The following is a 21,833-nucleotide window of genomic DNA, read 5'->3' as shown; positions in this document are numbered from 1 at the left end:
ATCGATCGGCGAAGGGCGGCAAGCCCGGACACGGACCGCTACCGTACTGGGCTGGCACCACAGGAACGGCTCAGGGGGACGGAAATGGCACGACGCAAAGGGTTGATCACGGCCGTGGGGACGGCCGGGCTGCTGGTGGCCGGGTGCGGCCTGCTGCCGACGCCTCAGGCGGCGCCGCGTGAGACCGGGCGGGCGTCGCCGACCACCCCCGCGGTCGTGAAGTCCCCCGCCCCGTCGCAGTCCGGGTACGCCCTGCCGAAGGCCCCCTGTCGTGTGCTGGACGCCAGGACCAGGGCGAGCGTCGGCATGCGCAAGGCCGAGCGCGACAAGTACGACGTGGCCTGCAAGTGGACCAACGAGCCGGGCACGGCGCCGCCGTACCGGTTCCGGGATATGAAGATCACCTACGAGTCCGGCCTGCTGGGGACGGCGGGCACCGAGAGTGACGCCAAGATGGCCTTCGAGCGGATGCGTACGGGTGACTACCGCCAGCCCAGTGTGTTCGGCGGCGCGCCCTCGATCAAGGGGGCGATCAAGCAGGTCGGCTCGCTCAAGGTCGGACAGGACTACGACGAGGGCTACTACGTCTTCTATGTCTACAAGGTCGCCGAGGCCCGCCGTGGTGAGGGCAGGGCCGTGCTGCGCAAGGCGAACGTCGTCGTCACCATCACCGCGAGCGGCGCCGACATCCCGGGCCACCGGGTACGCGACGGCAAGCCCATCGGCAACGCCACCGTCCAAGGCATGATCGACAAGGTGGCCGACCAGGCGCTGGCCGCCTTGACAAGCTAACGGCGTTAGCCGCATGCTGTGGCTAACGCCGTTAGCTGAGTCGTGGAGGACACATGGCCCTGACCGTGCGCATCGCCTGGGGTGTGGCGGCCGTCCTCCTGGTGGCCTTCGCCGCCTTCGAGTCGCTCAAGTACGGCCTGCCCACGACGGCATCGGCCCTGCTCCTCTTCATCGCGCCCGGCCTGCTGCCGCGCGTGCGAGCGGCCCACCTCGCCTGGCTCCCGTTCGCGCTGGCCGTCCTCTACGCCTTCGGCCCGGTCGACTGGCCACCGCTGTTCACCGCGGCACTCGGCTGGCTGGCACGCATCGCCGCCGACCGCACGCTGGGGGTGGAGCGGCCCCGCCCGATGGGCGATACCTGAGGTATTGGATTGACTACTCGGTACGGGGCGGTCCTACCGCCTCATGGAACTAGGGGAATGGGGTGCTCTCGGAGGCACCTAGTCGAACTCCCCGTCCTTGACTCCGCCAATGAATGCCACCCACTCGGCACGTGTGAAGACGAGTGCTGGACGACCGGGGTTCTTGCTGTCACGAACGGCGACAAGGCCACGAAGGCTAGCGACCTCCACGCACTGGCCACCGTTGTTGCCGCTGTGAGAACTCTTCTTCCATGTGGCCGTGGAGAGATCCACGGGAGTCAGGTCTGCTGAGTCCATTGGTGTACGGCTTCCTTGATCATTTTGAGCGATTCGCCTGGACGATACGCCTCTGATCGAAGTCTGTCATATCGACTCCAGATCAGCGACACGAGTTCCGTCTCCGCTGACACGTCTGCCGAACCTGCAGAGTCGATGGAGACTGTGGTCGGTCCGGCGAGCTCCGCAATCGTGAAGGCCGACATCAACCCGTCTGTGCATGGCATGTCAACGGGTACGAGCTGGACCGTTATGCTGCGTCGCTCCGCGATCAGGAGCACGTACTCCAGTTGCTCACGCATGACTGCGGCTCCGCCGATGGGGCGGCGTATTGCCCACTCGTCGATCAGGAACCACAGCTCGGGGGGTGGGTCCACCTCCAGTATCAGAGTGCGACGCATTCGAGCCTGTACCTGCTCCTCTACTACGTCTTCGGGTGTGGTCAGATGGCCACGAAACACCGCGCGGGCGTAGTTCTCGGTCTGTAGTAGCCCTGGAATCAGTAGCGGGTCCCAACTGCGAAGCACATGAGCACGGGGTTCGATCGCCTCTGACCATTCGATATACCAACCTGGCCCGGCAGGCGACGCAATAGTCTGACTGAGCCGGGTCAAGAGGTCGCCCGATCCAAGAACCTCGTCAAAGCGGGCCGCAAGCTCTGGCTTCGGCGTTCTATTGCCCAGTTCGATATGTCCGATATAAGACGGCGACACATCTACTCGGGCACCGAGCCGCCTCTGAGAGAGCCGTGCCTGTCTGCGGAGCCTTGCAAGCTCACGCCCGAATCTTTCAAGCGGAGTCAGGCGTTCGTCACGGGCGCTATCCATGCTCTCCTCGCGTTGTATCCGCTGCCTCTACCGCTGCCGACTAGTTGATGACAAGACGCCTACAGCTCAGAAGGATTCTGTCGTCGAACTGTCGGTCAATGCGCCTGTATCCAGAGCTTATCTGGCGGCAATCTGTTAGTCACGGAATCGGCTGTAGATATCTCGACAGAGCGCCCACGAAAGCGAAGTGATCACGACAGGGCTATTTGGACCCGTAGTTAAACAGTTGGACCCGCACCAGTGGATGGTGACGGGTCCGCGATCAGGAATAGGAGTCCTGACCCATGAGAAATCGTAGAGCGCCCTTGACGGGTGTTGAGCCAGAGATGATCCGTCTAGTCCGCCTGGCGTGGCTGGTGGCGGCTCTGGATGGGCGCGCTTCGCTGCGGTTTGCGGAGGGGCTGACATGAGCGCGCTCTTGCTGAGGATCGCACTTCCGGGTGAGCGGTGGGCGGTTGGTGTCGCTCGGCGGGCTGCTGCGGGGGCGCTGGCCGGTGTGGCTGTCCGGGCTGAGGTGATCGAGCTGATGGTGTCCGAACTCATCACGAACGCGGTTCTTCACTCGAAGTCGGGCAAGCCCGGCCGTCTGTTCGCGCTGGATGTGACGCTGGATGTGGAGGAGCCGGAGCCGGGATCAGTGGCGGGGCCGACTTCGAGTCAGGTGTGGGTGAGGGTGTCCGACGCGGGTGGCAGGGCGGTCCCGGTGGTGTCACCGGTCCTGCCGGGGCAGGACGCGGAAGGGGGCCGTGGTCTGTGGCTGGTACAGCAGTTCAGCGCCGAGTGGGGCGTTGAGCAGGAAGAAGAGGGCGGCGGGTGCCATGTCTGGTTCCGCGTGCCCGCGTTCGGGCCTGGTGGGCTCATGCCCTGCCCGGCGATGAAGACCACGGGGTGAGTTTCGTGGTGCATCGTCTGGAGCCCATCGCGACGCTGTCGTGCCGGTGTGGCGCTGGTGAGGGGTGCCGGGCACCGGGGGCGGAAGGGGGCATGTCGTGAGCGGTGGTGGCCCTAGGTGGCTGGTGGAGCAACTGCCGCATGGGGCGGGTGCTCTGCCGTGAACGCGCTCATGGTGAGGGTGAGCGCGGATGCGCCGGATCACGTGCGTTTGTACGTGGAGGGGCAACCGCGTACCAATGTGGCGCTGCTGTACGTCACGGCGTGGGCGTGGTTCCTGACCGGGGTGCGGTCGGGTGCGTACGAGCCGGATCGTACTGCGGACGGGCGGGTGCGCCTCGTGATCGCCGATGTGCGCCGGGTGGTGGAGGTGGAGGAGAAGGAGTGGGAGGCGTTCGTGTCCCGTGTGACGCGCGGGGACTTCGACGGCCTGCTGGGTGGGCGGCCGGTTGTTCGGCAGCGTGCTCCGGGTTCGCGGATGTGACCTTGAACCGGTGCAGCGGCGTGGGAGAGACGTCCTGCCCCGCGATCGAGGCCGGGGAGACCGGCTACCTGCTCAAGGACTCCTCGCGCGAGGAACGCCGCGCGGCGCGCGGGCGGCGTCCAGGGGCGAGAGTGTGCTGGCGGCCATGCTCGTGCACCGCGTGGAAGCGCCCGCGCCGCATCTGCTCGGCCCCCCCGCGAGCTGGAGGGGCTCGGACTCGCGGCGACAGGGCACACCGACCGCGAGGCCGTCGTCACCGAGGCCTTCCACCAGGGACGCTCGCTCTGTTCCACGCGGCCGCAAGCCTCACGGTCATCACACCGGTGATGCCTTTCGTGGGTGAGGAGGTAGCATGGGAGGGTCCTGTTGTCTCCGATAGAGGTGGACGTTGCGCATCTGAGGTTCGCGAACACCCCGCGGCTTTCGTCACGATGTTGATGCTCGTGGCTCCGCGTGGATGCGACCTCGGTGCTGTGAATCGCCCCTCTGTCCGTGGGCGGACGCACCCTTCTGTTCCGGCTCGGTCGCCGCGCGGTGCTCGCATACGACGCTCCTGATCATCACGTATGCGACTGCGAGGATCTTCATGGCCCATCCCATCACCCAAGGCCCGTCCCTGACGTGCTCGGCGCTGTCCTTCGCCTGGCCGGACGGCACGCCGCTGTTCGAGGAGCTCTCGCTCGGCCTCGGCAAGGGCCGTACCGGGCTCGTCGGTGTCAACGGCAGCGGCAAGTCCACCCTGTTGCGCCTGCTCGCGGGCGAGCTCACCCCGGCGCGGGGCTCGGTGAGCGTCGGCGGCAGCCTCGGCTACCTGCCGCAGAACGTCACCCTCGACACCGGCCTGCGTGTGGAGGAGGCGCTCGGCATCGCCGGACGCAGGGCCGCCCTGCGCGCCATCGAGAGCGGCGACGTCGCAGAGGAGCACTACGAGGTCATCGGCGACGCCTGGGACGTCGAGGAGCGCGCCGCGGCGACGCTCGGCGCGCTCGGGCTCGGCGACGTGGGCCTCGACCGGACCGTGGGGCAGATGTCGGGCGGCGAGACCGTGCTGCTGCGCCTGGCCGCCGTCCTGTTGCGCAGGCCCGATGTGCTGCTGCTGGACGAGCCGACCAACAACCTCGACCTGTTCGCCAGGCGCAGGCTGTACGAGGCGGTCGACGCCTGGCGCTCGGGTGTGCTCGTCGTCGTCAGCCACGACCGCGACCTGCTGGAGCGCGTGGACCGCATCGCCGATCTGCGCTCGGGCTCGGTCACCCTGTACGGAGGCGGCTGGTCGGCCTACGAAAGCGCGCTCGCCACCCAGCAGGAGGCCGCGGGCCGGATGCTCCGCGTCGCCGACGCGGACGTGCGCAGGCAGAAACGCGAGCTGGAGGAGGCGCAGATCAAGGTGGCCCGCCGGGCCCGCCACAGCAAGAAGATGGACGCCCAGCGCCGTGCCCCCCGCATCGTCGCGGGCGAGCGCAAACGCTCGGCGCAGGAGTCGGGCGACAAACTGCGCCTGCTGCACGAGGAACGCCTGCGCGAGGCCAGGCAGCGCCGCGAGGAGGCGGCCGACGCTGTGCGCGACGACGCCGAGATCCGGGTCGACCTCCCGCACACCGCCGTGCCCGCGGGCCGTACCGTGCTCACCCTGCGCGGCCTGCGGCCCAGGTACGGCAGGCTGGCCGAGGGCGAGCTTGAGGTGCGCGGGCCCGAGCGGATCGCGCTGGTCGGGCGTAACGGGGCGGGCAAGACGTCGCTGCTGCGTACGCTGACCGGCGAGCTGGAGCCGCTGGCGGGCGAGGCCAGGACGCATGTGCCGGCGAGGTTCCTGCCGCAGCGCCTGGACGTGCTCGACGACGGGCTGAGCGTGGCGGCCAATGTCGCCGCCCATGCGCCGGGTGTGGAGGCCAACCGGATCAGGGCGCAGCTGGCGCGCTTCCTGTTCAAGGGGGCGCGGGCCGACCAGCTCGTGGGCACGCTGTCCGGCGGCGAGCGCTTCCGTGCCGCGCTCGCCGCGACGATGCTGGCCGAGCCCGCACCGCAGCTGCTCATCCTGGACGAGCCGACGAACAACCTCGACCTGTCGGGCGTCCGCCAGTTGCGCGGCGCGCTCGACGGCTTCGAGGGCGCCCTGCTGGTGGCCGCGCACGACCTGCCGTTCCTGGAGTCGATCGGTGTCACCCGATGGCTGGTGCTCGGCGAGGAGCTCCAGGAGAGCAGTGCGGACGAGGTACGCCTGCTGCTGGAGGAGCAGCGGTCAGGCTGAGCCGGGCAGCGCCTTGGCGGCCAGGGCGTTGAGCAGGTCGACCTGGCGGTCGGGGGGGATGAGGGCGAGGTTCGGTTCGAACTGCAGCTCGTCCGCCCCGACCTCGGCCGCGGCCCGCAGATCGGCGAGCGCGGAGGACACGAACTCCTCCGCCGTGGTGTCAGGACCCTCGTACGGGTGCCCGATCCGCAGCACGACCGGGCCCTTGCCTCCGGCTTCGCGGTACCAGCCGATCTCGCGCGCACTGGTCTCCCAGTCGCGTACCGCGCTGATCAGCCCGTCGCCGATCCGCGCGGCGCGTTCGACGGCGGGCCTGGCGAGTGCGCCGATGAGGAGCGGCAGCTCGCCGAGCGGCTTGGGGCCGACGGTGGAGATCGGCAGCGGGTAGTACGGGCCGTCGTGCCGCACCGGGTCGGGACCGAGGCAGGCGCGCAGGGCGGCGACGTAGTCCTCGAACCCGGCCCCTCTACGGGACAGCGGCACGCCGGTCGCCTCGAACTCCTCGGGCAGCCAGCCCTGCCCGATCCCCGCGTCCAGCCGCCCTCCGGACAGCCGATCGATCGTGCTCAGCCGTCTGGCCAGCACGATCGGCGGCTGGAACAGCGCGTTGACGACGCCGGTGCACAGCCGTACGCGGGTGGTGAGCGCCGCCACCCAGGTCAGGGTCTCCAGCGCGTCCCAGACGTAGGTCTCGGGCAGGCCCATCTCGTTCGTCCAGCCGGGCCCGGCGGGCAGCAGCAGCCGTTCGGAGACCGACACGCTGTGCAGGCCCAGGCGGTCGGCCGCCCTGGCGACGGTCGCGATGGCCTCGGGGCCGGCGTACGGGCCCTGGTTGGGCAGGGCGACACCTATGCGGATGTGGTTCACGGTCATCTCTCACTCTCCTGCGACGGGCTTCGCGTCGTGTCGTCAGGAGGTCGGAGCGGTGACGCCGTTCTCGACATACGATCCGAGCAGGCGTCCGGCCCGACGGGCGAGCGGGCACAGCAGTCGCTCGTTCACCGCGGTCAGGTGGTGCACCCGGCGGTGGTGCACCGAGATCATGCCCAGCAGTCTGCCGTGCTCGTCGGCCAGCGGTGTGGACTGCACACTGCGCACGCCCGCATCCAGGAGCACCCGCCGTGCCTGACTGCCCGCCAGCGACGGGTCGTAGGCGACGTCCTGCACGGTTGTCGAGCGGCCCGAGGCCAGTGCCCTTCCGCAGACCGACGCGCCGCCCGCGCCGACGACGTCGAAGAAGCGCAGGAACGGCTCGGCGAACCCCCTGTGCGCACTCATGCGCAGGCCGTCGACGGAGCTGTCGAAGAGCTGGACATTGCCCATGTCGGCGTCGAGGAGCTCGATGGCGGCGTCCAGGGCGCTCTCCAGCACGCGGGCACGCCTGATGCCCGGCAGACCGAGGCCGGGATGAAGGAAGGCTTGCACTGCTGATTGTCGGATGTATTCCATTATGTCCCATCGTGCCAGTGCGGGAGCCGGGGCCGCGACGGGGGATCGGCCGGAGGGAAAGGAAATGGAGTTGCCCCGGGCGAAGGTCGCTGTCAGGGTCTCTGCCATGCCCGTCTACGCAGCTCACGACGCGACCGTTCTGGCCTACCGGGAGGCGGGGGAGGGGCCCGAGCTGGTCTGCCTGCCGGGCGGGCCGATGCAGGACTGCGCCTACCTCGGCGACCTGGGCGGGCTCTCGGCGCGACGGCGGCTCGTCCTGGCCGACCCCCGGGGCACGGGCGGCTCGGCCGTACCCGCCGACGTCTCCTCCTACCGCTGCGACCGGCAGGTCGACGACGTCGAGGCGCTGCGTGTGCACCTGGGGCTCGAACGCCTCGACCTGCTGGGCCACTCGGCGGGCGCCAACCTGGCCGTCTCCTACGCCGCCAGGTACCCCGGCCGGGTGCGCACGCTGGTCCTCGCGACGCCCAGCACGGTGGCCGTGGGCATCGCGACCACCGCCGAGGCCAGACTGCGGGTGGCCCGCACCCGCCAGGGCGAGACCTGGTACGGCCCCGCGTACGCCGCGCTTGAGGACCTCGTCGCGGGAAAGGGCGGCCCGCACAGCCGCGAGGCCATCGCGCCGTTCTACTACGCCCGATGGGACGCGGCCACCCAGGCTTACGACAGCGGCCAGGACGCCCACCGCAACGACGAGGCCGCGGCCCTCTTCGCCGCCGAAGGCGCCTTCGACCCGGCGGCCCTGCGGGAGGCGCTGGCCGCCTTCGGCGGGCGGGTGCTGCTGGTGGCCGGGCAGGTCGACCTCAACAGCCCGCCGTCGGTGGTGCGTGAGTACGCCGGGCTGTTCGCGGGGGCGCACTACGCCGAACAGCCGGGCGCCGGGCACTTCCCCTGGCACGACGACGCCGCACGCTTCGCGGGGACGATCGAGACATTCCTGGCGTAGGCGCTTCCGGGGGCAAGTCCTTGTGCGGATGCTCAAGAAGCAGTCAGCAGCCCCGACTTGGTCAGGGTGACGAGTCGCCCGGCCCGTTGGAGCGACATGTGTTCGCCGACCCACGCCGCCGCGTTCATCAGGGCGAACACGTCGGCTCCCGTCACGTCCTGGCGCAGTGCGCCCGCCGTCAGTTGCAGTGGATGAGCTCCTTCTTGACGGAGTAGCCGCCCGTCTGCACCCGCTCGGGCGCCTCGACGCTGCCGACGACGTCGATGCAGGCCCGCCCGCCCGCCGGGGCCTTCACCCGTACGGGGCCCGCGTAGGAGTGGTAGTAGGAGGTGTAGCCGTCGGACTGGCCCGCCGAGCCGTCGCTGCGGGCGATGTGCACGGTGATTCTCGTCGCCGCGCCGACCCACTCGGGGATCGGCCTGGTGATGGCGCAGTTCATCTTCGTCTTCGCCGAGTAGTACACCGTGAGGTGGCCGCCCACCTTCGGCCCCTGGCCCCGTCGCGCACCCGGGGTGGTGAGCAGGGGGTAGACGCCGATCTTGGCGTACCCGGCGCCGCACGTCCCCGCCGCCGCCGTGCCCGCGCTCGCCGGTGAGGCGGTCGAGAGCAGGCCGCAGCCCAGGGTGATGGCCGTCAGGGCGGCGGCCGTCCGATTCGCTGAACGCACGTGTGTTCCTTCCTGTCGCGGGGCGCGGCCGGCCGCGAGGAAGGTCGTGGGCGGACGCGCTGACGCTGGTGAGGATGGCAGGACGTGCTGTCGCGGATCTGTCGGACCCGGGGGCCGATCAGTGACGGTGCGCGCGCTTCTTCCCCTTGTGCCGCTTGCCCGCCTTTCCGGATTTGTCGGATTTGTCGGGCGGGATGGCCGCCTCGCGGCGCTGCGGGGACAGCAGGCCCGCGTTCTGCTCGACGGTCATCGGAGTGCCCAGCATGTCCGTGCGCGGCAGCGGAACGGGAGCCGAAGGCACGCTCCCGGGCGCCGTGGCCGCCGGGGCGCGGCCGGGCATGGGCAGCCCGGTGAGCGCGGCGCCCGCCAGCACGACGGCCAGCGCGGTCACCAGCCTCGTCGTACGCCGGGGACCACCCGGAGCCCGGTGCCGGTGCCGATGCCGCCCGGCGGCACGCGGCGCCGGGGACACATCGGGAGCGGGCGCGACGGGCACGGGTGTGGGCAGGTCGTGTGAGACGCGGTGCAGCAGGTCGCAGGCGGTGGCGGCGTCCAGGCGCAGGGCGGGGTCCTTGCGCAGCAGCCCGGTGATGACCGGCTCCAGGGGCCCGGCGTTGCGCGGCGGCGGCGGATCGGTCGAGACGATGGCGGCCATGACGGCCATCGGACTGCTGTGCCCGAACGGCGGCCGGGCCTCGACGGCCGTGTAGAGGGTGGCGCCGAGCGACCACAGGTCACCCTGCGGCGTGGCGGGCTGCCCTCCGGCCCGCTCGGGCGCGATGTAGGCGGGCGTGCCGACGACCATGCCGTCGCGCAGCAGGTGGTCGTGCCCGCCGGTCTCGGTGGCGTCGGCCGCGAGCCCGAAGTCGGTCAGCACGGCCTCGGGCCGCCCTCCGGCGATGTCGCCGCTGATGAGGATGTTGGCTGGTTTGATGTCGCGGTGCAGGACGCCCGCCGCGTGCGCGGCCCGCAGGGCGTCGAGCACCTGGGCGCCGACATGTGCGGCGGTCGCGGGCTCCAGCGGCCCCTCGGCGGCGATGACGTCGGCCAGACTGCGCGAGGGCACCAGCTCCAGCACGATCCAGGGCCGCTGCCCCGTGAGCAGGACGTCGTGCACGGCGGCGATGTGCGGATGCCGTAACCTGGCCGCCAGCCTGGCCTCACGCAGCACCCGCTCGACGGCGTCGGCATGCTCGGCGGGCGAGAGCCGTACCGGCAGGATCAGCTCCTTGATGGCCACCTCGCGGTCGAGGAGCTCGTCCCTGGCCCGCCACACCGCGCCCATCCCGCCCCGCCCCAGCTCGCCCAGCAGGCGATAGCGCCCGGCGACAGCCTGCCCCTCGTGCGGCGGGGAGAGGTCGGGCGGCGGGGAGGACATGGGCGCGTACCTACCCGCTGCGGGCCTGCTCAAGCCCGTGACCGGTCGCCGGGCAGCTCATCCCGTTTATCCGGCTCTGTCGTTTGGGCGGTGGTTTGCTACGGTTCCGGGGCGGATCGTGATCGCGGGGGAAACGATCGCGGGGGGTGGCTCGTTGTTGAGCACACACCTTTCACTACCATCCCCTGGCATTCTGACAAGGATCATCGGTGCTTGAGATTCACGACGTACAGAAGAGGTACGGGGACAAGCTCGCCCTGGACGCGGTGAGTTTCGCCGTGGCGAGTGGCGAGATGTTCGGCTTCGTGGGAGCCAACGGCGCGGGCAAGACCACCACGATGCGCATCGTGATGGGGGTACTCTCCCCGGACGCCGGAAGCGTCACCTGGGACGGCGCGCCGATCGGCTTCGAGGACAGGCGCAGGTTCGGCTACATGCCCGAAGAGCGCGGCCTGTATCAGAAGATGAAGGTCGCCGAGCAGATCGTCTACTTCGGCAGGCTGCACGGCCTGGACGCCCCGGCCGCGGCCAAGGCGGCGGACGAGCTGATCGGCAGGCTCGGCCTGGGCGAGCGCAGGGGCGACGCGGTCGAGGCGCTGTCGCTGGGCAACCAGCAGCGCGTTCAGCTCGCCGTCGCACTCGTGCACACGCCGATCGCCCTGGTGCTCGACGAGCCCTTCTCCGGCCTCGACCCGATCGCGGTCGACGCGCTGGCCGAGGTGCTGGAGGAGCGGTCCAGGTCGGGCGTGCCGGTGATCTTCTCCAGCCATCAGCTTGAGCTGGTCGAGCGGATGTGCGACTCGGTCGGCATCATCTCGGCCGGGCGCATGGTCGCCTCGGGCACGGTCGAGGAGCTGCGCGGGCGCGGCAGCCGCGTGTTGCGCGTGGTCGTACGCGGGGCGCGTGACGAGGGCGGGTGGGCCGGGGGCCTGCCGGTCAGCGTCGAGGGCGAGCGCCAGGTGCTGGTCACCACCGAGGGCGACGAGCAGGCCATCCTGCGCGCCGCGCTGCAGGCCGGAGAGGTCGAACACTTCGGCTGGGACCAGCCGACCCTTACCAAGATCTTCAGAGAGGCCGTGGCATGAAGGGGCTCTGGCTCGTGGCCCGCAGGGAGATCGCGGTCAGGATCGCCACCAAGGGCTTCCTGATCAGCCTGGCCGTCAGCGCGCTGCTGGTGGCGGCGCTGGCCTTCCTGCCCAAGGTGTTCGCCGGGCCCGACGCCTACGAGGTCGGCCTGGTCGGCTCGGCCCAGCCGGTCGAGGGCCTGACCTTCACGCCGTACCCGGACGAGGCGGCGGCCAGGCAGGCCGTGCTCGACGACAAGGTCGACGCCGTGCTCATCGCGCCCGACCGCGTGCTGAGCGGCGGCGAGCTCGAACAGCGCCTGCACCTGCTGCTGGAGAACGCCAACCAGAGCAGGCAGCTGCAGGCGTCCGGCGTGACGCTGACGCCGCTGAACGTGCGGACGCTCGACCCCGACGCCCGCTACGAGGGGGTCCGCTCGGGTCTGGCCAGTGTGCTGGTGCTGCTGCTGTTCTTCCAGCTGATCTTCTCCGCGATGTACGTGGCGATGGGCGTGGTCGAGGAGAAGGGCAGCAGGATCGTCGAACTGCTGCTCACCTCGGTACGGCCGTGGCAGCTGCTCGGCGGCAAGATCGTCGGTCTGGGCATCCTGGGCCTGGTCAACCTGGTGGTCGTGCTGGCCGCCGGTCTGGGCGCCGCGTTCGCCAGCGGCCTGGCCTCCGACCTGCCGCCCGGTATGACGGGCATCGTGGTGAGCACGGTGGTGTGGTTCCTGCTGGGATACGCCTTCTTCTCGGCGCTCGCGGCGGCCTTCGGGTCGCTGGTGTCGCGGCAGGAGGAGCTCAACAGTGTGCTGACGCCGATGACGATGACGCTCATGATCACGTACCTGACGTCGTTCTACGCCGCGGCCGAGCCCGGCAGTTCGGTGGCCAGGATCATGTCGCTGATCCCGCCGTTCTCCTCGATGGTGATGCCCGTGCGCACCGCCGCCTCTCCCGTGCCGCTGTGGGAGAGCGCGCTCGCGGCCGGGCTGATGGCGCTCGCCGTGGCCGGTGTGCTGCTGCTGGGCGCGCGTATCTACCAGGGCGCCGTCCTGCGTACGGGCGCCAGGGTGAAGCTCGGCGAGGTCCTGCGCGCCCGAGGCCGCCAGGCGGGCTGAGGCGCAAGGCCCGGCAGGGTCCGGCGGGTGCGCGCCGAGCGAGCGCCACCCGCCGGGCTCGGACATGCACCAGGATGACCCGCATGTACCTGATCTACCGCTCCTGGGCGGCCGGCCTCCTCGGCAAGACCGTACGGCGTCTGCCCGATCCCACCGTGCTGGCCTGGCTCGGCCGCGTCTGGGACGAGGACGGCACGGAGTGCCTGCAACGGGAGTTCGGCTTCGACGTATTCGGGCTTGATCAGCTCATCGACCACGAGGGCCCTGTGCCGCAGGACATGACCGATCTGCTCTCGCTGGCCAGGACCTGCCTGCTGGACGTCGAACAGTGCAACGGCGACGCCCACAGCCTGCGTGTCCTGGTCAGTGGCATCGATCACGAGATCGCCTACTACCTGCTCGACGACGACGTCGTCACCCGGGAGCCGTGGCGGTGGGCCTTCGCCCTGCACGAGGGGCCGCTGCCGGACGTGACCACCGCGGACGCGCGGGCTTTCGCGTCGCCGGTGCCGGCCTGGAGCCTGGGCGAGCGCGTGACACAGGAGGAGCGCTGGCCGTAGGCGGCGAGGCGGCGCGTGAAGAGGCCGAGACGCGTGCGCTGCCGCCCGGACGTGAGGGTTCGGTGGTGCGGGTCGGCGAGCACAGCGCGCAGTTGCTGCTGCGGGACCAGTACCTCGGTCACGAGCAGTGGTTCCTCTTCGACGACGTGTGGGCCGAAGCCCATCCCGTGCTCGCCACCTCGCTCATCTGGTTCGCCTTCCACTGGGATCCGTTGTGCGCGAGGGAGGGCCGGACGGTGACCGTGGAAAGTCGCTGGGGGAGATCGTGCTGCGCGTTCATCAGCCGGCCACCGGCCTGTGCGTGTTCGACGAGTTGTACGTCGCGGCCTCGCCCAGGGCCAGGGAGGTCGCCGAGTCGCTCGGCAGGCGGGTTCGCGACGACCTGCTCCTCACGGGCGTCACGCATGCGGCCAACTGGGTGACGTACAGGGAGAAGCACACCAGGAGCTTCTTCGCCGGGCTCGGCCTCCCCGACCGCTCGGGACGGAGCTCGGCCTACGTGCCGCTCGACCGCACGCCCGCCCACAACCAAAACGATGGCGATCGCGTCTAAGCACGCATGAACGGGGAGCCATTACGGCTGGGGCAGTACTGGATGGCCGGTCGGCTGGGCGCCGGTGGGCAGGGCGTGGTGTACGAAGCCTACGACGAGGCGGGCAACCGGGTCGCGGTGAAGGTGCTGCACGCCTACCTGCCGGGGGACTCGACCCTGCGGCGGCGCTTCCTCCGGGAGGTGGGCGCGGCCCAGCGGGTGGCGTCGTTCTGCACGGCGCGGATCATCGGGCACGACCTGGAGGCGGAGCGGCCGTACCTGGTGACGGAGTTCGTGCCGGGGCCGAGCCTGCGCCGGGCGGCGCCGTTCGGGGGCGACGACCTGCACCGGCTGGCGCTCGGGGTGGCGACGGCGCTGGCCGCCATCCACCAGGCGGGTGTCGTGCACCGCGACCTGAAGCCGGAGAACGTGCTGCTCGGCCCGGACGGCCCCCGGGTGATCGACTTCGGGATCGCCAGGGCCGCGGGGCTGTCGATGACGTCGAGCGGCGAGCTGACCGGCACGCCGATGTACATGGCGCCCGAGGTGTTCGACGGCGGGAGCGCGCAGGCTCCGGCCGATGTGTTCGCCTGGGGCGCCCTGGTGTGTTTCGCCGCCACCGGCCTCGACCTGTTCCGCGCGCCGACCACGGTCGCGGTGATCCACCGGCTGCTCACCGAACAGCCGGACCTGTCGATGCTGGCCGAGCCGCTGCGCTCGCTGGTCGCCTCGGCGCTGGACAAGGACCCGGCGGCCAGGCCGACCGCGCCCGGCCTGCTGACCGCGCTGCTCGCGGCGGGGCACGGGGACACCTCGCGGTCCGGGTACGGCCCCGCGATGGCCGAAGGGGCCAGGGCCGCCGCCGCCGTGCTGCCGCCGCGCGATCTCGCGCCGCCGCCCGCGCTCGGCCAGGTGGCCGAGCACTTCTACGCGGCCCTGCCCCCGAACGAGCGCCAGATCGCACGCCAGGTCCTGCTGCGCCTGGTCGACGTGCGCGAGGGCGAGGAGTCGGCACGCCGTACCCGGGTGGAGGAGCTCGCCGGGGACGGGCCTGACACCGAGCGGGTCCTGGCCGGGCTGGAACGCGCGGGGCTGGTCGAACGGGAGGGCGAGGCCGTCACGATGGGGCGTGCCGCGCTGCTGCGCGCGTGGCCCCGGCTGCACGAATGGGTGGCGGGCGACCGGGACGCGCTGGCCCGCCATCGCAGGCTGGGCGAGGCGGCACACCGCTGGCAGGGGCACGGGCGTCACCCCGAGGACCTCCTGCACGGCACCGCCCTGCGCGAGACGCTCGGCTGGGCGCCGTCGGCACCCGAGCACCTGACGCTCAACGGCGTCGAGGCCGCCTTCGTCCAGGCCAGTGTGCAGCGGGCGGCCCGTGCCGGCGTGCGGCGCAGGCTGGTGACGGGCGGCGTGGCGGTGCTGCTGGTCGCGGCGCTGGCGGCGGGCCTGGTGGCCTGGCAGCAGGCCGGGCTCAGCCGCGACAGCGACAGGCGGCTGGCCGACCAGCAGGCCCAGCAGCGGGCCAGGTCGATGGCGGCGCGCGCCGAGTCGCTGCGCGAGTCCGAGCCGGCCAGGGCGATGGCGCTGAGCGTGGCCGCCTACCGCATGGCGGACGTGCCCGAGTCCAGGTCGGCGGTGCTCGGCTCGCTCACCCAGCCGCAGCAGCACACCTTCAGGGACCCCCGCCTGACCAACACCGGCAGGGCGCTCAGCCGCGACGGCGCGCTGCTGGTGAGCGCCGGTGCCGACGAGGTCAGTGTGCACCGGGTGGCCGACGGCGTACGCACGCGGCACTTCACCGGCGTCGGCCAGGGCCCGTTCCGGGCCGCGCTCGGCCCCGACGGCGACACCCTCGCGCTGGCCTCGAACGGCACCCTGAGCCTGTGGAGCCTGCGCACCGGCAGGTCGCTAGGCACACACACGGGCGCCGAGTACAGCGAGGCCTTCCGGGTCGACGCCACGCTGGACTTCAGCCCGGGAGGCGGCTACCTGGAGGTCAAGGCCAACCTGGGCGGCCCGTTCGTCGGCCTGTGGCAGCTGTCGAAGGGCAGGTTCGTCAAGGCGGGCGTGTCGGACGTCGTGGTCGGCGGCTCCGACCGCTTCGTCGTCACCAGGGACGACTACGCCGAAGGCACGCCCGCCACCGTCCGCGACCTGCCGGACGGCGCGTCACGCCCGTTGCGCCCCTCGCCGCCCGGCATGATGGTCGGCGCCACCCCCGACGGCCGCAGGTTCGTCGTCGCCGAGGACGAATGGCTGTCGGTGTGGTCGGCCCGGACCGGCAGGCGCGAGCAGCGCGTGTTCGCCGCCCAGGCGGGAAGCGCCGACTTCTCCGCCGACGGCGCGTACATGGTCACCCTCGACCACCCGCCCGGCTACGGCGACGCCACGACACCCGAGATCACCCTGTGGCGCGTGTCGGACGGCGCGGTCCTGCTCAGGCTGACCGCGCCCGCACCCGGCGCCGCCCGGCCGGTCATCAGCGCCGACAACCGCCGCCTGACCCTGCTCGACGACTCGGGCCAGGTCACGGTGTACGACATCGCTCGCCACACGCACCCGGCGCCCACCGTGCCGCCCGGCGCGCTCGAACCCCGGCTGAGCGCGGACGGCACGACCGCTTTCGCCGTCGTCGGCAAGAAGGCGCTGGCCTGGTCGGTGCCCGGCTTCGAGCGCAAGGGCACGGCCGTCGCGCCGGTGTTCGACGCGGGCATCACGATGGCCGCCTCCGTCAGCCCCGACGGCGCCACGCTCGTCACCACCGGCGAGAACAGCACCGACCTGCCCTTCACCCTCTGGGAGACGGCCACCGGACGCAAGATCGCCGACATCGCCCCGTTGTCGGCCAGGGGCATGGCCGACAACAAGGCCGCCATGCGCTTCAGCCCCGACGGCCGCTGGCTGGCCGTCGCCTACACGATGTCGAACGACGGCTACGGCCACGGCAGCCTGCTGCTGGCCGACCTGCGCGACGGCGGGAAGACCACCTCGTTCGTCGACGTCGCGGCCGGAGCGCCGTCCTTCAGCCCCGACGGCCGCTGGCTGTCGATCGGCGACCCGCTCAGGGTGGACGTGATCGACCTGACCACCCGCAAGGTCGTGCCGCGTTCGGCCGCACCCGGCACCCAGGCCAGGCACTGGATGGTGTACGACAGCACCGGCGGGCGGGCGCTGTCGCCGTACGGGAGCATGGCCGTGGCGATGTGGGACACGCGCACGTGGCGGCCGACGGGACAGGTGTTCCGGGTCGGCGGTGTGGTGCGCGGCGCGGAGTTCGGGCCGGACGGGCGCACGCTGGTCGTCGGGCACGACCAGCGGATCACCGTGTTCGACCTGCGGAGCGGCGGCGTGCTCGGCGCCCCGCGCACGGTGTCGACGGCCGGGACGCAGGCCTGGCGTGAGCCGATGGCGAGCGTGGCGTTCCTGCCGGGCGGCGTGCTGCGGGTGCTCGGGGCCGACGGCACGCTGCAGGACGTGCTGATCGACGCCGGACGGGCGGCCGGTCCCGTGTGCGAGCGCGCGGGCGTCACGTTGAGCCCCGCGGACTGGCGCGAGCTGGCGGGCGACGAGGTGCCCTACGCCGATCCGTGCCCGGCGCTCAGGAGCGCTTCGGCTCGAAGTGGAAGGCCGTGACGCCGCACTCGAACGGCGTGACCGACCTGGGCGTCAGGTGCCGCGTGGTCCCGTCGGCGGGGAAGAGCGGCAGGCCGGAGCCGATCGCGACCGGGTTGACGAACACGTGCAGCTCGTCCAGCAGGCCTTCGGCGATGAGGGCGGCGGCCAGGGTGGCGCCGCCGTAGGTGATGATGTCGCCGCCGGGCGCCGCCTTGAGGTCGTGCACGACCGCGGCCAGATCGCCGCCCGCGACGCGCACGCCCTCCCACGGCGAGTCGGTCAGCGAGCGGGACAGGACGACCTTGGGCGTGGTGTTCATCCAGTCGGCGGTCGCCTGCGTCTCGGTGTCGGGCTGCGCGGCCCAGGTGGGGATGAACCCCTCGGCCAGCCTGCGGCCGAGCACGATGAGGTCGACGGAGGCGGTCAGCGCGTCGGCGTAGGCGCTGAGGTCGTCGCTCCAGGTGTGGGTGACCCAGTCCATCTCGCCGTTCGGGCCCGCCATGTAGCCGTCGGCGGTGACCTGGACCTGGAGCTTGAACGTACGCATGATGTGTTTCCCCTCGGGTGTCGTTCTCGATGTGCCTTCAGCTTGGCGGGGGCGGCTTACGGATCGTTTACGGGATACCTACGGCTTGCCCTGACACCGGTGGCAACGTTCTAACCTGGCCGCGACCTGCGTGAACACGAGGAAAGGCCGATCGGATGAAGTTCGGGATCAGTTACAGCACGCCGTTGCACGGGGCCGGGCCCGACCGGCTGAGGGCCTTCGCGGTGCTGGCGGAGGAGGTGGGGTTCGAGTCGCTGTACGTGCCCGAGCACATCGTGCTGTACCCGGGGGCCAAGGTGGGGTCCTACGAGATTCCGACGTCGCTGGAGTACGTCGATCCGCTCGACTGCCTGGCCTTCGTCGCGGCGGCGACCGAGCGGATCCTGCTGGGGACCGGCGTGCTGCTGCTGCCGTACCACCATCCGGTCATCCTGGCCAAGCGGCTGGCCAGCGTCGACGTGCTGTCGAAGGGGAGGATGCGGCTGCTGACCGTGGGGCTCGGCAGCCTGCCGGGTGAGGCGGCGGCGCTCGGCGTGGACTTCGCGAGCAGGGGCAGGCGTGCCGACGAGGCGATCGACGTGCTGCGGCTGCTGTGGGGCGGCGGGCCCGAAGGGGTGGACTTCCAGGGGGAGTTCTTCGGCTTCGAGGCGCTGTGCAGCTATCCCAAGCCGCACGGCGGCACGCACCTGCCGGTCCACGTAGGCGGTTCGAGCAGGGCGGCGGCCCGCCGGGCGGGAGCGCGCGGCGACGGGTACTTCCCCGGAGGCTCGCTCACCCAGCGGGAACGCGACCTGCAGTGGGATCTCGCCCGCGAGAGCGCCGTCGCGGCCGGACGCGACCCTTCGGCGCTGGAGCACACCAGGTTCGGCTCGCTCGACATCACGCCCGAGCGGGTGGAGGAGCTGGCCGGGCAGGGCGTGACGCGTGTCGTGGTGAGCTCGGCCGCCGTCGACGCCGCCGAGCAGCGGGACGAGCTGACGGGGTTCGCGGCCAGGATGGGGCTGGCCCCCGCCTGAGCGGCGGGGGCGAGCGGTGGGCTCAGCCGCAGACGCGCGCGTCGCGGATGTCGGCGGGCAGCACCGGCTTGCCGTCGACGGGCGGCGTGGGGCCGTCGGGCACGGGCTGGATGCCACCGGCGGCGATGCGGTCGAGTGCGGCCAGCCCGGCCGCGTCCACCGTGCCGAAGATCGTGTAGTTGGGCGGCAGGCCGGAGTCGCCGTAGACGAGGAAGAACTGACTGCCGTTGGTGTTGGGCCCCGCGTTGGCCATGGCCAGCACGCCGCGCGCGTAGGTCTTGCGCACGCCGGTCGTGTCGCCCGGCCAGTTGGGCAGGCCGACGGGCAGTTCGTCCTTGTACTTGTAGCCGGGGCCGCCCTCGCCGGTGAAGCTCGGGTCGCCGCACTGCAGCACCTTCAGCCGGTCGTACGCGGTGATGCGGTGGCAGGAGGTGCGGTCGTAGAAGCGGTGCCTGGTCAGGTGCACGAAGCTCTGCACGGTGCAGGGCGCCTTGGCGGCGTCCAGGCGCAGGCCGATGTCGCCGTGATTGGTCTTCAGGACGGCCGAGACGCGCCTGGTCGGCGTGCGGCGCGGGTCAGGCGGCAGGCCGACCTTGCGTACGGCCGGGTCGTCGGGGGTCTCGGTGTACTGGCAGGGCCCCTTGGTCGTCCTGGGCGGCCTGGGCTCGCCCCCGTCCGTGGCGGCGGCGGGGAAGGCGCCGAGCGCGACCAGCGATCCGGTCGTCGCGGCGGCCACCGCGGCGCGCGCCACGAGGCGTAACAGTGGGGTGTCGGACATGGGAGTCTCCCTGAAGATGATCGACGGGCTGGCTCCCTGTGGTCTATGTGATCTGACATGGCCTGTCAAGGGGCGTCAGGCGCCTCCGCGGTCGTGGTCGCCTCGGGGTCTGCTTCCGGGTCTGCTTCCGGGGTCGCGCGCGGGTTCGGGCGTGCCGGGGCGCAGGCGGTTCCGCAGCCGCCGAAGCGGGACACGTCGAGCGGGGTGAACGCCTTCGGCGGCACGCCACGCAGTGCGGCCGTCATCGTGTCCTTCCAGATCGGGCCCGGCAGCGAGGCGCCCTGCACCGAGCCGAAGTAGCGCCCGCCGATCGTCACACCGGTCAGCTTGTGCCGCTGGGAGCCGCGCGGGTCGCCGATGCTGACCGCGCCCGCCAGATCGGGGGTGAACCCGGCGAACCAGGCGCTGGCATACCCGTCGGTGGTGCCGGTCTTGCCCGCGGCCGGTCTGCCGATGCCGCCCACGCCGCGCATGGTGCCGTGGGTGAAGACGCCGGACAGCACGTGCGCGGCGGCGTCGGCGACCTCGGGTTCCAGCGCCCGCTCGCAGTCCGGCTCGACGACCGTGCTCCTGCCGTCCCTGTCGGTGATCTTCGTGATCGCCGAGGGCGTGCAGTAGGTGCCCCTGGCCGCGATGCCCGCGTAGGCGGCGGCCATCGTGACCGGGTCGGTCTCGTTGATGCCGAGTGTGAACGTCTCGTACTCGCGCAGCCTGGCGCCGTCGGCCCGCTTGACGCCCAGCGACCTGGCCGTGCGCACGGTCTCGCACAGGCCGACCCGCTCCTGCAGCACCATGAAGAAGGTGTTGACCGAGCCCCACGTGCCGGTGGCCAGCGTCTTGAAGCCGGGCGAGCCCTCGTCGTTGGTGACCGTCCACGACGGGTCGCCGACGGCCTGGCCCGAGCAGGTGCGGAAGCTGGAGGCGCTCGGCGCGGTGTACCCTGCTCCGGCGGTGATCCCGTCGTCGACGCGCATGCCCTGCTTGAGGGCGGTGAGCAGGGTGAACGTCTTCATCGTCGAGCCCGGCTGGAACCCGCCGAGCCCGCCGTGCGCGGTGTCGGCGACCGCGTTGTAGGAGATCTGGTTCCTGGCCGCCGACGAGCCGTAGGCCCGGCTGGCCGCCATCGCCCTGATCGCCCCCGTGCCCGGCTCGACCAGCGCCTCGGCGGCCAGCGCCCGGTCGGAGGCGAACACGTGCCTGCGGATCGCCCGCTCGGCGGCCAGCTGGGCCCTGGGGTCGAGCGTCGTGCGGACGGTGAACCCGCCCTGCCTGAACGCCTGCTCGCGGCGGCGCTGCGTGGGGCCGAGCGCCGGGTCGGCCAGCAGCTGGTGCCTGACGTACTCGCAGAAGTAGGGGTATCTGCTGGCCTGGCAGCCGTTGGGCTGGCGAACGCCCTTGTAGCCGAGCCTGCGGGCCTTGGCGGCCTTGGCCTGGGCAGGGGTGATGCGGCCGAGCTCGGCCATGCGGTCGAGGACGACGTCACGCCGCTTCTGCAGCAGCGCGCGGGCCTTGGCGCCGAGGTTCGGGTCGGTCCTGTTGGGGTCCTGTACGGCTCCCGCGAGCGTGGCGGCCTGGGCCAGGTTCAGCCGGGCCGCGCTCACACCGAAGAAGCGCCTGGCCGCGGCCTCCACACCGCCCGCGCCCGCGCCGAAGTAGGCGATGTTGAGGTATCTCTCCAGGATCTCGTCCTTGGTGTACTTCGCCTCGACGGCCATGGCGTGCCGCAACTCGCGCAGCTTGCGGGCGTAGCTGGCCTCAAGGGCCGCGTTCTTCTCCTTCTCGGTGCCCGCCGAGTTGAGCAGCACCTGCTTGACGTACTGCTGGGTGATGCTGGAGCCGCCCTGGCTGACCCGGCCCGAGACGAGGTTCTTGGCCAGGGCCCTGGCCGTGCCCTCCAGGTCGAGCACGCCGTGCTCGTAGAAGCGGGAGTCCTCGATGGCCACGATCGCCGTGCGCATCACGGGTGCGACCCGCGCCAGCGGCACGGCCTTGCGGTACTCGGCGTAGAACTGGGCGATGCGCCGTCCCGCCGCGTCGTAGACGCTGGACGCCTCGGCCAGCGGCGGCTCGTCGAGCTCCTCGGGGGCGAGGTTCAGCTCTTCGGTGGCGGTGACGATGGCCGCTCCGGCCCCGCCGACGGCCGGCAGGCCGATGGCCGCGACCACCACCCCTGCGGCCACGGCCGCGGCCGTCAAACGGGTGATGCCGGACAGGGCGGTACGAGGCGTCGGTGCGGACATAGCACGCCATGACAGCACAGGCCCGGGCGAGGCGTCC

The 21,833-nt window shown here is 71.5% G+C and carries 22 protein-coding genes; 12 read left to right on the top strand and 10 right to left on the bottom strand.

The features are described 5' to 3' along the window. Positions 1 to 84 precede the first annotated feature (84 nt). Positions 85 to 792, top strand: a complete 708-nt coding sequence (locus ACTWNK_RS24655; protein WP_474306866.1) for a hypothetical protein — start codon at positions 85 to 87, stop codon at positions 790 to 792. A 53-nt stretch (positions 793 to 845) separates the two neighbouring features. After that, positions 846 to 1,154 carry a hypothetical protein gene (locus ACTWNK_RS24650; RefSeq protein WP_474306865.1) on the top strand — a complete coding sequence of 103 codons (309 nt, stop codon included), beginning with the start codon at positions 846 to 848 and terminating at the stop codon, positions 1,152 to 1,154. A gap of 78 nt (positions 1,155 to 1,232) precedes the next feature. Here ACTWNK_RS24650 and ACTWNK_RS24645 read toward each other — a convergent pair whose 3' ends face one another. Then, positions 1,233 to 1,451: a DUF397 domain-containing protein gene (locus ACTWNK_RS24645; RefSeq protein ID WP_474306864.1), complete on the bottom strand. Its 219-nt coding sequence runs from the start codon at positions 1,449 to 1,451 to the stop codon at positions 1,233 to 1,235. After that, positions 1,433 to 2,257 (bottom strand): helix-turn-helix domain-containing protein, encoded by an 825-nt coding sequence (locus ACTWNK_RS24640; protein ID WP_474306863.1) that lies wholly within the window; start codon positions 2,255 to 2,257, stop codon positions 1,433 to 1,435. The genes ACTWNK_RS24645 and ACTWNK_RS24640 overlap by 19 nt, the downstream gene beginning before the upstream one ends. Positions 2,258 to 2,663: 406 nt before the next feature. On the opposite strand from ACTWNK_RS24640, the gene ACTWNK_RS24635 reads away from it, so the two are divergent. The 3 genes from ACTWNK_RS24635 (at position 2,664) to ACTWNK_RS24625 (ending at position 5,880) form a co-directional block, all read left to right on the top strand. Beyond that, on the top strand, positions 2,664 to 3,149 hold the full coding sequence (locus ACTWNK_RS24635; RefSeq protein WP_474306862.1) for an ATP-binding protein: 486 nt from the start codon (positions 2,664 to 2,666) through the stop codon (positions 3,147 to 3,149). 159 nt (positions 3,150 to 3,308) lie between these two features. Continuing rightward, a complete protein-coding gene (locus ACTWNK_RS24630) occupies positions 3,309 to 3,632 on the top strand; it encodes a hypothetical protein (protein ID WP_474306861.1) in 324 nt (107 codons plus the stop codon). Between the two features lie 586 nt (positions 3,633 to 4,218). Next, positions 4,219 to 5,880: an ABC-F family ATP-binding cassette domain-containing protein gene (locus ACTWNK_RS24625; protein ID WP_474306860.1), complete on the top strand. Its 1,662-nt coding sequence runs from the start codon at positions 4,219 to 4,221 to the stop codon at positions 5,878 to 5,880. Here ACTWNK_RS24625 and ACTWNK_RS24620 read toward each other — a convergent pair. After that, on the bottom strand, positions 5,872 to 6,753 hold the full coding sequence (locus tag ACTWNK_RS24620) for an LLM class flavin-dependent oxidoreductase (RefSeq protein ID WP_474306858.1): 882 nt from the start codon (positions 6,751 to 6,753) through the stop codon (positions 5,872 to 5,874). The genes ACTWNK_RS24625 and ACTWNK_RS24620 overlap by 9 nt on opposite strands. Positions 6,754 to 6,789: 36 nt before the next feature. Continuing rightward, the gene (locus ACTWNK_RS24615) at positions 6,790 to 7,329 is read right to left on the bottom strand and encodes a GAF domain-containing protein (RefSeq protein WP_474306857.1); all 540 of its coding nucleotides are present in this window, start codon (positions 7,327 to 7,329) and stop codon (positions 6,790 to 6,792) included. Between the two features lie 106 nt (positions 7,330 to 7,435). On the opposite strand from ACTWNK_RS24615, the gene ACTWNK_RS24610 reads away from it, so the two are divergent. Further along, entirely contained in the window at positions 7,436 to 8,275 is an 840-nt protein-coding gene (locus tag ACTWNK_RS24610) for an alpha/beta fold hydrolase (RefSeq protein ID WP_474306856.1), read from the top strand. Between the two features lie 32 nt (positions 8,276 to 8,307). Here ACTWNK_RS24610 and ACTWNK_RS24605 read toward each other — a convergent pair whose 3' ends face one another. The 3 genes from ACTWNK_RS24605 to ACTWNK_RS24595 form a co-directional block, all read right to left on the bottom strand. Continuing rightward, entirely contained in the window at positions 8,308 to 8,430 is a 123-nt protein-coding gene (locus tag ACTWNK_RS24605) for a hypothetical protein (RefSeq protein WP_474306855.1), read from the bottom strand. Between the two features lie 23 nt (positions 8,431 to 8,453). Continuing rightward, on the bottom strand, positions 8,454 to 8,942 hold the full coding sequence (locus ACTWNK_RS24600; RefSeq protein ID WP_474306854.1) for a hypothetical protein: 489 nt from the start codon (positions 8,940 to 8,942) through the stop codon (positions 8,454 to 8,456). 118 nt (positions 8,943 to 9,060) lie between these two features. After that, on the bottom strand, positions 9,061 to 10,320 hold the full coding sequence (locus ACTWNK_RS24595; RefSeq protein ID WP_474306853.1) for a serine/threonine-protein kinase: 1,260 nt from the start codon (positions 10,318 to 10,320) through the stop codon (positions 9,061 to 9,063). A 209-nt stretch (positions 10,321 to 10,529) separates the two neighbouring features. Here ACTWNK_RS24595 and ACTWNK_RS24590 point away from each other — a divergent pair, with 209 nt between their 5' ends. The 5 genes from ACTWNK_RS24590 to ACTWNK_RS24570 all read left to right on the top strand — a co-directional run bounded on the left by ACTWNK_RS24590 (position 10,530) and on the right by ACTWNK_RS24570 (position 17,233). Further along, positions 10,530 to 11,405, top strand: coding sequence for an ABC transporter ATP-binding protein (locus ACTWNK_RS24590; protein ID WP_474306852.1), 876 nt, complete (start codon positions 10,530 to 10,532; stop codon positions 11,403 to 11,405). Next, positions 11,402 to 12,505 (top strand): ABC transporter permease, encoded by a 1,104-nt coding sequence (locus ACTWNK_RS24585; protein ID WP_474306851.1) that lies wholly within the window; start codon positions 11,402 to 11,404, stop codon positions 12,503 to 12,505. The genes ACTWNK_RS24590 and ACTWNK_RS24585 overlap by 4 nt, the downstream gene beginning before the upstream one ends. Positions 12,506 to 12,588: 83 nt before the next feature. Further along, positions 12,589 to 13,065 (top strand): hypothetical protein, encoded by a 477-nt coding sequence (locus ACTWNK_RS24580; protein ID WP_474306850.1) that lies wholly within the window; start codon positions 12,589 to 12,591, stop codon positions 13,063 to 13,065. Positions 13,066 to 13,279: 214 nt separating this feature from the next. Further along, positions 13,280 to 13,618 carry a hypothetical protein gene (locus ACTWNK_RS24575; RefSeq protein ID WP_474306849.1) on the top strand — a complete coding sequence of 113 codons (339 nt, stop codon included), beginning with the start codon at positions 13,280 to 13,282 and terminating at the stop codon, positions 13,616 to 13,618. 6 nt (positions 13,619 to 13,624) lie between these two features. After that, positions 13,625 to 17,233: a protein kinase domain-containing protein gene (locus ACTWNK_RS24570; protein WP_474306848.1), complete on the top strand. Its 3,609-nt coding sequence runs from the start codon at positions 13,625 to 13,627 to the stop codon at positions 17,231 to 17,233. Here ACTWNK_RS24570 and ACTWNK_RS24565 read toward each other — a convergent pair. Next, the gene (locus ACTWNK_RS24565) at positions 17,199 to 17,762 is read right to left on the bottom strand and encodes a dihydrofolate reductase family protein (RefSeq protein ID WP_474306847.1); all 564 of its coding nucleotides are present in this window, start codon (positions 17,760 to 17,762) and stop codon (positions 17,199 to 17,201) included. The genes ACTWNK_RS24570 and ACTWNK_RS24565 overlap by 35 nt on opposite strands. A 155-nt stretch (positions 17,763 to 17,917) precedes the next feature. Here ACTWNK_RS24565 and ACTWNK_RS24560 point away from each other — a divergent pair, with 155 nt between their 5' ends. After that, the gene (locus tag ACTWNK_RS24560; protein WP_474306846.1) at positions 17,918 to 18,778 is read left to right on the top strand and encodes a TIGR03619 family F420-dependent LLM class oxidoreductase; all 861 of its coding nucleotides are present in this window, start codon (positions 17,918 to 17,920) and stop codon (positions 18,776 to 18,778) included. Positions 18,779 to 18,800: 22 nt separating this feature from the next. On the opposite strand, the gene ACTWNK_RS24555 is transcribed toward ACTWNK_RS24560, so the two are convergent. Then, positions 18,801 to 19,556, bottom strand: a complete 756-nt coding sequence (locus ACTWNK_RS24555) for a peptidylprolyl isomerase (RefSeq protein ID WP_474306845.1) — start codon at positions 19,554 to 19,556, stop codon at positions 18,801 to 18,803. Positions 19,557 to 19,621: 65 nt separating this feature from the next. After that, on the bottom strand, positions 19,622 to 21,796 hold the full coding sequence (locus tag ACTWNK_RS24550) for a transglycosylase domain-containing protein (protein WP_474306844.1): 2,175 nt from the start codon (positions 21,794 to 21,796) through the stop codon (positions 19,622 to 19,624). Between the last annotated feature and the right edge of the window lie 37 nt (positions 21,797 to 21,833).

It is taken from the genome of Nonomuraea sp. IBHARD001, from assembly GCF_056106265.1.
Note: the sequence above shows the minus strand (reverse complement) of the source record. Positions and strands in the feature narration are given on the sequence as shown.

Excerpts from the sequence above, each read along its gene's own strand:
- ACTWNK_RS24655 (WP_474306866.1), top strand. The coding sequence starts at position 85 with ATGGCACGACGCAAAGGGTTGATCACGGCCGTGGGGACGGCCGGGCTG.
- ACTWNK_RS24650 (WP_474306865.1), top strand. The coding sequence starts at position 846 with ATGGCCCTGACCGTGCGCATCGCCTGGGGTGTGGCGGCCGTCCTCCTG.
- ACTWNK_RS24645 (WP_474306864.1), bottom strand. The coding sequence starts at position 1,451 with ATGGACTCAGCAGACCTGACTCCCGTGGATCTCTCCACGGCCACATGG.
- ACTWNK_RS24640 (WP_474306863.1), bottom strand. The coding sequence starts at position 2,257 with ATGGATAGCGCCCGTGACGAACGCCTGACTCCGCTTGAAAGATTCGGG.
- ACTWNK_RS24635 (WP_474306862.1), top strand. The coding sequence starts at position 2,664 with ATGAGCGCGCTCTTGCTGAGGATCGCACTTCCGGGTGAGCGGTGGGCG.
- ACTWNK_RS24625 (WP_474306860.1), top strand. The coding sequence starts at position 4,219 with ATGGCCCATCCCATCACCCAAGGCCCGTCCCTGACGTGCTCGGCGCTG.
- ACTWNK_RS24620 (WP_474306858.1), bottom strand. The coding sequence starts at position 6,753 with ATGACCGTGAACCACATCCGCATAGGTGTCGCCCTGCCCAACCAGGGC.
- ACTWNK_RS24615 (WP_474306857.1), bottom strand. The coding sequence starts at position 7,329 with ATGGAATACATCCGACAATCAGCAGTGCAAGCCTTCCTTCATCCCGGC.
- ACTWNK_RS24610 (WP_474306856.1), top strand. The coding sequence starts at position 7,436 with ATGCCCGTCTACGCAGCTCACGACGCGACCGTTCTGGCCTACCGGGAG.
- ACTWNK_RS24595 (WP_474306853.1), bottom strand. The coding sequence starts at position 10,320 with ATGTCCTCCCCGCCGCCCGACCTCTCCCCGCCGCACGAGGGGCAGGCT.
- ACTWNK_RS24585 (WP_474306851.1), top strand. The coding sequence starts at position 11,402 with ATGAAGGGGCTCTGGCTCGTGGCCCGCAGGGAGATCGCGGTCAGGATC.
- ACTWNK_RS24580 (WP_474306850.1), top strand. The coding sequence starts at position 12,589 with ATGTACCTGATCTACCGCTCCTGGGCGGCCGGCCTCCTCGGCAAGACC.
- ACTWNK_RS24570 (WP_474306848.1), top strand. The coding sequence starts at position 13,625 with ATGAACGGGGAGCCATTACGGCTGGGGCAGTACTGGATGGCCGGTCGG.
- ACTWNK_RS24565 (WP_474306847.1), bottom strand. The coding sequence starts at position 17,762 with ATGCGTACGTTCAAGCTCCAGGTCCAGGTCACCGCCGACGGCTACATG.
- ACTWNK_RS24560 (WP_474306846.1), top strand. The coding sequence starts at position 17,918 with ATGAAGTTCGGGATCAGTTACAGCACGCCGTTGCACGGGGCCGGGCCC.
- ACTWNK_RS24555 (WP_474306845.1), bottom strand. The coding sequence starts at position 19,556 with ATGTCCGACACCCCACTGTTACGCCTCGTGGCGCGCGCCGCGGTGGCC.
- ACTWNK_RS24550 (WP_474306844.1), bottom strand. The coding sequence starts at position 21,796 with ATGTCCGCACCGACGCCTCGTACCGCCCTGTCCGGCATCACCCGTTTG.